This is a genomic window from Azorhizobium oxalatiphilum (assembly GCF_014635325.1).
Taxonomy (GTDB): Bacteria; Pseudomonadota; Alphaproteobacteria; order Rhizobiales; family Xanthobacteraceae; genus Azorhizobium; species Azorhizobium oxalatiphilum.
Genome location: NZ_BMCT01000008.1, coordinates 347,907 through 355,681, shown reverse-complemented (window position 1 = coordinate 355,681; position 7,775 = coordinate 347,907). Strand labels below are relative to the sequence as shown.

Genomic DNA, 7,775 nt, shown 5'->3' with positions numbered 1-7,775 from the left:
CTCTCGGCCGCGCTGGCGGGGCTGGCTGGCGCCACCAAGTCGCTGGTGTTCCAGCTGGCATCCCTCACCGACGTGGCGTGGCAGATGTCCGGCGAAGTGGTGCTGATGACGCTGGTGGGCGGCATGGGCACCATCCTCGGCCCGGTGGTGGGGGCGGCGGTGATCGTGACCATGCAGAACTATCTGGCCGGGCTCGGCGAATGGGTTCTGGTGATCCAGGGCATCATCTTCGTCGCCGCCGTCTCGCTGTTCCGGCGCGGCATCGTCGGCGAGCTGCTGGCGCTGATCAGCAAGAAGACGCCCGCCGGGCCGGCGGGGCACTGAGGGGGGATACCCCGCCCCGTACATCCCCTTCCTGAAACCAAAAATCCCCTCTCCCGGCGACGGGAGAGGGGATTTTCATGTCAGGGGTGCGTGCTGTGGGCTTGGAGCGGATCGCCATTTAGCTCGGGCCACCGATGCAGCAAATGAACCGTCATGGCCGGGCTTGTCCCGGCTATCCACGCCCCGCGGCCAGGAACAGCCTTCAGAGGTTTGCACAGTCGGCCCGGCGTGGATGCCCGGGACAAGCCCGGCCATGACGATCTATTGCTGCATTGGCGTTGTGGTTTGAATGTCGATCCGTTCAGGCCCACTCGCCCTTGCGGAACACCGGCGTGCGGCTGCCGTCGGCGCCGATGCCGTCGATGTCCACCTCGCCCGAGCCGATCATCCAGTCGATGTGAATGAGGCTCTTGTTGCCGCCCTGCGCCGCGATCTGCTCCGGCGACAGGTTGGCGCCGTCGAGGAAGCACTTCGAATAGCACTGGCCGAGCGCGATGTGGCAGGCGGCGTTTTCATCGAACAGCGTGTTGTAGAACAGAAGCCCGCCGGCCGAGATGGGCGAGGAATGCGGAACAAGCGCCACCTCGCCGAGGCGGCGGGCGCCGTCGTCCGTATCCAGCACCTTGTTCAGCACCTCCTCACCGCGCGAGGCTTTCGCCTCCACGATCCGGCCGGCCTCGAAGCGCACGCGGATGTTGTCGATCAGCGTGCCCTGATAGGAGAGCGGCTTGGTGCTGGAGGCATGGCCCTCCACCCGCAGCGCGTGCGGGGTGGTGAACACCTCTTCCGTGGGGATGTTGGCATTGCAGATGATGCCGTTCTTGCCGCTGGAGGCGCCGCCCTGCCACTCATGCCCATCGGCGAGGCCCACGACGAGATCCGTGCCCGGCCCGGTGAAGTGAAGGGCGGAGAAGCGCTTGCCGTTCAGCCATTCCGTGCGGGTGCGCAGGGCCGCATTGTGCGCGGTCCAGTTGGCGATGGGATCGTCATTGTCCACCCGCGAGGCGGCGAAGATGGCCTCCGCGAGCTTGGCCACCGCCAGGTCTTCCGCCAGATCCGGGAACATCTGCTTCGCCCACGCCGCGCCGGGATAGGCGACGATGTTCCAGTTGATGTCGAAGCCGGCAATCTTCTCCAGTGCCGGCTTGTAGGCCATGGAATTGGCCTTGGAGGCGCGGGACACCTTCGAGGCGTCCTCATTCGCCAGCAGCATGGGATTGTCGCCCACGATGGCGAGGCGGGCGGTGTTGCCCTCGAACGCCTGCGCAATGCCCTGATAGAGCCAGGAGGGGGCGCGGTCGAAGCTGGCGTCGGATGCGTTCTGGTAGCGGGCCAGCGTGATCTCCTCGTCGGAGAACAGCGGCGTCACGATGCCGGCACCGGCCTTGTAGGCATGCACGGCGATGCGGCGCACCAGCGGCAGCGCGGCCATGGGGGCGGTGAGGAACAGATCCTGCCCCGGCTGGAGATTGAGGCCCACCTTCACGGCCACCTCGGCGAGGCGGTCGAGCTTCACCGGGTCGATGGCCGCGGAAATGTTGCGCTGGTGCTCGGTCATGGGGCAGTCCCTTCAAACGCTCATGGCCTCATACATAGACCTTCCGCGCGGTTTCGGAATGCCCCAAGTCACGCAAATGCAGGCACGCAGCACGCCGGGAACGGAGCATGTACAGCCTTCGCGCACCGATTCGGACATGGTCCGGTCCCGGCCTGTTCTCAAGCCGGCCGGGGGGCGTCCCGTTTCGGGACGCGGCAGCGTTCACAATGCGTCATGGAACAGGCGTCATACTTTGCCGCGCCATGCTTCCGCCGAACTCGCGGGCGATGCGTGGCACGGACAGGAGCGGGGTTCCGAGAGCTTTATGCGGGCACGATTCGCCTTTTTCCTAGCGGCAGCCCTGAGCTGTCTCGGCGCGCTGCCCGCATGGGCGCACCCGCATGTGTGGGTGAACATGCGCAGCACCCTGCTGTTCGATGCCAGCGGCAACCTCACCGGCGTCAAACAGGACTGGACCTTCGACGAGGCCTTCACCGCCTTCGCCCTGCAGGGTTTTCCCAAGGACGCCTCGGGCAATTATGCCAAGGAAGTGCTGGCGCCCCTCGCCGAGGTGAACGTTACCTCTCTGAAGGAATTCGACTATTTCGTCCGGGGAAAGACGCCGAAGGCCAAGATCGCCTTCAAGGACCCCACCGACTATTCGCTCACCTTCGCCAATGACACGCTGACCCTGCATTTCGTGCTGCCGGTGGAAAAGCCCGTGCCGGCGAAGGGTACGCTCTCCTTCGATGTCTACGACCCCACCTATTTCGTCTCGTTCGAGTTCGCCGAGAAGGATCCCGTGGCCATGCAGAGCGCGCCCGCCGGCTGCGCCTTCACCGTGACCTCGCCCGACCAGCCGCAGTCCATGCAGATCGATGAGAGCTTCTTCACGAACCTCACCTCGTCGAGCACCTATGGCGCGCAATATGCCGACAAGATCCAGCTGAAGTGTCCGCAATGACGATGCCAAGCCCGCGTGCCCTCCGGCTCCTCCTTCTGGCGCTGGCGGGGGCGGGGGTGGCGCTTGCCGTAGCGGAGCCGGCGCTGGCGCAGGTGTTCGGGCAAAGCGCGCCAAAAACCTCGCCCTTCGGCCTCGGCGCCGGCGGGCCGCAGCCCACCGGCATCACCGGCTATCTCATCGCCAAGCAGTCGGAATTCTACCGCGCCCTCGTGCAGGCCGTGCGTGCCGCCAAGGCGGACGGCAATGCGCTCTATCTGCTCGCCGGCCTGTCCTTCGGCTATGGCGTATTCCATGCCGCCGGGCCCGGCCATGGCAAGGCGGTGATCTCCTCCTATCTGCTGGCGGACGGCGGCACGCTGAAGCGCGGCGCCCTGCTGGCGCTCGCCGCCGGCATGGTGCAGGCGGTGGCCGCCGTGCTGTTCGTGGGCATTCTGGCGCTGCTGCTGGGCGCCACCGCCGTCTCCATGGCCAATGCCATGACATGGGTGGAAGTGGCGGCCTATGGCACCATCGCGGTGTTCGGCGCGGTGCTCGCGTTCCGCAAGGCGCGCACGCTGATCGCCGTGCTGCGCGGCGAGCCCGCTGCCCATGTGCACGGCCCCGATTGCGGCTGCGGCGACAAGCACGCGCCCGATCCGCATCTGCTGGATGGGCGCGGCGGCTGGAAGCGGGCCACCGTGGCGGTGATCTCGGCCGGTGCCCGGCCCTGCTCGGGCGCCATCCTCGTGCTCACCTTCGCTCTGTCGCAGAGCGTGTGGATGACCGGCGTCATCTCCGTCTTCGCCATGGGGCTCGGCACCGCGCTCACCGTTACCGCCATCGCGGCGCTGGCGGTCTATGGCAAGCGGCTCGCGGTTTCGCTCGCCTCCGCTGCATCCGGGCGCGGCACGGTGCTGGTGCTGCTGGTGGAGATGGGCGCGGCTATCCTCGTGTGCCTGTTCGGTCTCGCGCTGTTGACCGGCTATGCGGTGAGCGAACGCCTGCTGCCGGGCTGACCCGGCGCTTCTGACCGGTTAGGCTCGCCCAAAAGGGAGACGCCCGAACAGGAGGGACGCTTGGCCGACATCATCCGCACGCTGGACGCCGCCGAGGTGGAACTGGCCCTCACCTGGGGGGCGCGGGAGGGCTGGAACACCGGCCTGCACGATGCCGCCGCCTTCCGCGCGCAAGACACCGGGGCCTTCCTGGGCCTGTTCCGCGACGGGGCGCTTGCCGCCTGCATCTCGGTCACTACTTATGGCGAGGATTTCGGCTTCCTCGGCTTCTACATCTGCCGGCCGGACCTGCGCGGACAGGGGCTGGGCTGGCGCCTGTGGCAGGCCGGCATGGAGCGGCTGGGGACGCGCACGGTGGGCCTCGACGGCGTGGTGGCGCAGCAGGAGAACTACAAGAAGTCCGGCTTCGCCCTTGCCCATCGCAACATCCGCTATGGCGGGGTCGCGCAGGTGCCCGCCCCCGCCGCCCATCTGGCGCCGGTGGCCTCCGATCTGGTGCCGGCGCTGATCGCCTATGACGCCGACGTGTTCGGCGTGCCCCGCCCGGATTTCCTCGCCCACTGGCTGGCCCCGCCGGATGGCCTCGCGCTCGCCGTGCGCGGGCCGGACGGGACGCCTGCCGGCTATGGCGTCATCCGCCGTGCCCGCGTGGGCTGGAAGATCGGGCCTCTGTTCGCCGATACGCCCGAGGTGGCCCGCTCGCTGTTCGCGGGGCTGGTGGCCCATGCGGGCGGCGCGGACGTCTTCCTCGACGTGCCCGCCCCCAATGCGGTGGCGGTGCAGATGGCGGAGGCGGCGGGCCTCAGCCCGGTGTTCGAGACGGCGCGCATGTACAAGGGCGATGCCCCCGCGCTGCCGCTGGCGCGGATCTACGGGATCACCACGTTCGAACTGGGGTGAGCCTCCTCACCCCGGCAGCCTGAGCCCCTTTTCCCAGACCGGCGGGCTGCCGAAGGCGCGGCGCAGATGCGCGATGAGGGTGCGCAGCTTGGCCGAAGTCGAGCGGTCCATGGGATAGGCAGCGTGCAGTTGCGCGCCCTCCGCCGGAACGCCCACATCGACGACCTTAAGCGTGCCCGCCGCCAGTTCCTCATGCACCAGAAAGGTGGGCAGCAGCGCGAGGCCGAGACCGGCCACCGCCGCGCCGCGCATCATCACGCCGTTGTTCACGCGCAGGCTCGCGCGCGGGCGCACCGCCACCATTCCGTCCGGCGCCTCGAACCGCCAGTCGGTCTCGCGATTGGCATAGAGAAGCGCGCGGTGGGCGGCGAGATCGGCAAGGTTTGCGGGCGCGCCGTGCGCCTCCAGATAGGCGGGCGCAGCCACGAGGAAGCGTCGGCTGGTGGCGAGCTGGCGGGCGCCGAGGCGGGTGTCGTGCACCTGCCCATGACGGATCACCAGATCGAAGCCATCCGCCGCCACGTCCACGAAGCGGTCGTCCAGCTCCAGCGTCAGCTCGATGCCGGGATGGGCGGCGAGGAAGGGATAGAGCGCCCGGCCGAGATGCAACGTGCCGAAGCTCACCGGCGCCGAGACCCGCAGCGGGCCGGCGAGCTGGCTCTTCTGCTCGGCGATCTCGGCCACCGCATCCTCGGCCTCGCGCAGCAGGCGGCGGGCGCGGACGAGGAAGGCGGTGCCGGCCTCCGTGAGGGCGAGCCGGCGGGTGCTGCGCTGCATGAGGCGCGCGCCGAGCAGGCGCTCAAGATCCGCCAGCCGCTCGCTGACCACGGACTTGGCCAGACCCAGCCGCCGCGCCGCCTCCGAGATGGAGCCCGCATCCGCCACCGCCACGAAGGCGGACACTCCGTCGAGCTTGAGCATTGTTCGGATATTCCGGAAACAGGTTTCGCCGTCCGCCGGCTACTCCGGACAATGAAGCTTCGCCATTCTCCTGTCCAGCCAATCGCCCATCCGCCGGTCCCTTCGGGTTTTCCGAAGGTCCGGCGGGCAGACAGGACCAGAGCCATGACCGCCTCCTTCACCTTTCCCGACACGTTCGAAACCCGCAGCATCGCCACCAACGGCACGACCTTGCACGTGCGCCTCGGCGGCCTGCCCATGGACGGCCACGGCCCCGCCGTGCTGCTTCTGCACGGCTATGGCGAGACCGGCGACATGTGGGCGGCGCTGGCCGCCGAGCTTGCCGCCGACTATCGCGTGATCGTGCCGGATCTGCGCGGCATGGGCCTCTCCGCCAAGCCGGAGGGCGGTTACGACAAGAAGACGCAAGGGACCGACATGGCCGGGCTGCTGGATGCGCTCGGCGTCGAGAGCGTGGACCTCGTGACCCACGACATCGGCAACATGGTGGGCTTCGCGCTCGCCGCTCAATATGGCGCGCGGGTGAAGAGCTACACCCTGATCGACGCGCCCGTGCCCGGCGTCGGGCCGTGGGAGGAAATCCTGAAGAACCCGCTGCTCTGGCATTTCCGCTTCGGCGGGCCGGACATGGAGCGGCTGGTGGAGGGGCGCGAGCGCATCTATCTCGACCGCTTCTGGAACGAATTCTCCGCCGACCGCACCCGCTTCACGGAAGACGCCCGCCAGCATTATGCCGCGCTCTATGCGCAACCGGGCGCCATGCATGCGGGCTTTGCCCAGTTCGCCGCCTTTGATCAGGACGCCATCGACAACCGTGCCTTCCTTGCCGCTGACGGCAGGCTCACCATGCCGGTGCTGGCGCTGGGTGGCGAAAAGTCCTTCGGCGCCGGCATGGCGCAGGTGATGGCGGCCGGCGCCACAAACGTGACCGGCGGCGTGGTGCCGGAGAGCGGCCACTGGATCATGGAAGAGAACCCCGTCGCCACCATCGCATTGGTGCGGGACTTTCTGGCGAAGCAGCCGGGCTGAGCTCCGCTTACCTGCGCCAGAGATGATCCGGCGGCAGGCCCATGCGCACGCAGGCACGGGCGGGCGGGGCGGAGGGCAGGAACACGCGCTCCATGGTGCGCACGGCGCCGCGTACCAGCCCCATCTGCCACGGCGCGAGGCCATAGGCCGCATCGAGGCCGAGGTGCGCGCGCACCTTGGCGGGCAATATCTCCACCGCCGCGCGCAGCATCAGCCCCTGCATGGGGCGGGCGGCCAGCGGCATGGCCGGGGCGCGGTGCATGATCTCCAGGAATTCGCCGATGATGGGCGAAGGCTCAAGAGCGGGGAGCATGGCATCGAGCTGGTGCTCCCATTCCGCCACATCGCGCGGGGCACCCGTGGCACCATAGAGCCTCGCCGCCGGCTCGGCCTCGGCGAAGAACAGGTCGCGCTCGCGCGGCGAGAGCGGGGCGGCGAAGCGGTGATAGGCCTCCATGAAGCCGAAGGAGGCGGTGGCCTGCACCCAGTCCAGCAGGTCCGGATCATCGGCGCGATAGGCGGCGCCGTGCTCGTCCTTGCCGGTGACGCGGGCATGGCGGCGACCGACGCCGGCGATCATCTCTTCCGCCACCGAGCGGGCGGCATAGACGGTGATCATGGCCGCCAGCCCGGTGCGCTGGAGGCGCGGCACCGGATCGCTGCGGAATGAGGTGTGATCCCACACACCGGCGCGCACGCGCGGCTCGGCGAGTTCGAGGATCACGGCGGACACGCCGCCGATGAACAGCGCCGCCGGATTCTTGAACACCCGCCACGACACGCTGTCGGGCGCAGCCAGCGCCGGTTCCCCGGCGGGCTTGGTGAAATCCAGCCCCTGCATGCCCTTGGGGGCGAGGGCCGCCTGCATCGCCGCCTCCAGCCGCTGCTGGATCGGCGCGGGAAAGGTGAGCGTGTTCGTGGTGGTGCTCATGGCAGGGCAACGTGGGGCGGCGGGCCGGGTTCCCGCATTGGTATTGCGCTGCCGCATGGCGGTGGGTCAGCCGTTGGGGCAGACCTAGCGGCAGGCTGGCTTAGGCCCTCCGTTGCGCCCTTGCCCCTGCCACGCGCCCTTGCCCCCTCCCCAGCCCTCCCCCGCAAGCGGGAG

Annotated in this window: 8 protein-coding genes; 5 read left to right on the top strand and 3 right to left on the bottom strand. The window is 68.8% G+C overall.

The genetic code is table 11. The annotated features are described in order from the left end of the window. A partial coding sequence (locus IEW24_RS23520) for an ABC transporter permease subunit (RefSeq protein ID WP_444979135.1) occupies positions 1–324 on the top strand: 324 nt, incomplete at its 5' end. A gap of 301 nt (positions 325–625) precedes the next feature. Here the strand turns inward: IEW24_RS23520 and IEW24_RS23515 are convergent. After that, the gene (locus IEW24_RS23515) at positions 626–1,882 is read right to left on the bottom strand and encodes an aminopeptidase (protein WP_188583258.1); all 1,257 of its coding nucleotides are present in this window, start codon (positions 1,880–1,882) and stop codon (positions 626–628) included. Between the two features lie 304 nt (positions 1,883–2,186). On the opposite strand from IEW24_RS23515, the gene IEW24_RS23510 reads away from it, so the two are divergent. From IEW24_RS23510 to IEW24_RS23500, 3 genes are read left to right on the top strand one after another with little or no spacing between them, the layout of a single operon-like run. Beyond that, positions 2,187–2,825: a DUF1007 family protein gene (locus IEW24_RS23510; protein ID WP_188583256.1), complete on the top strand. Its 639-nt coding sequence runs from the start codon at positions 2,187–2,189 to the stop codon at positions 2,823–2,825. After that, positions 2,822–3,820, top strand: coding sequence for a nickel/cobalt transporter (locus tag IEW24_RS23505; protein ID WP_308469035.1), 999 nt, complete (start codon positions 2,822–2,824; stop codon positions 3,818–3,820). The genes IEW24_RS23510 and IEW24_RS23505 overlap by 4 nt, the downstream gene beginning before the upstream one ends. 60 nt (positions 3,821–3,880) lie before the next feature. Next, on the top strand, positions 3,881–4,720 hold the full coding sequence (locus tag IEW24_RS23500; protein WP_188583254.1) for a GNAT family N-acetyltransferase: 840 nt from the start codon (positions 3,881–3,883) through the stop codon (positions 4,718–4,720). 6 nt (positions 4,721–4,726) lie between these two features. Here the strand turns inward: IEW24_RS23500 and IEW24_RS23495 are convergent, their stop codons facing one another. Further along, positions 4,727–5,641 carry a LysR family transcriptional regulator gene (locus IEW24_RS23495; RefSeq protein WP_188583252.1) on the bottom strand — a complete coding sequence of 305 codons (915 nt, stop codon included), beginning with the start codon at positions 5,639–5,641 and terminating at the stop codon, positions 4,727–4,729. A gap of 144 nt (positions 5,642–5,785) precedes the next feature. Here IEW24_RS23495 and IEW24_RS23490 point away from each other — a divergent pair, with 144 nt between their 5' ends. Continuing rightward, complete coding sequence (locus IEW24_RS23490; RefSeq protein ID WP_188583251.1) at positions 5,786–6,670, top strand: alpha/beta fold hydrolase; 885 nt, start codon at positions 5,786–5,788, stop codon at positions 6,668–6,670. 7 nt (positions 6,671–6,677) lie between these two features. On the opposite strand, the gene IEW24_RS23485 is transcribed toward IEW24_RS23490, so the two are convergent. Then, a complete protein-coding gene (locus tag IEW24_RS23485) occupies positions 6,678–7,601 on the bottom strand; it encodes an oxygenase MpaB family protein (RefSeq protein ID WP_188583248.1) in 924 nt (307 codons plus the stop codon). Positions 7,602–7,775: the final 174 nt, after the last annotated feature.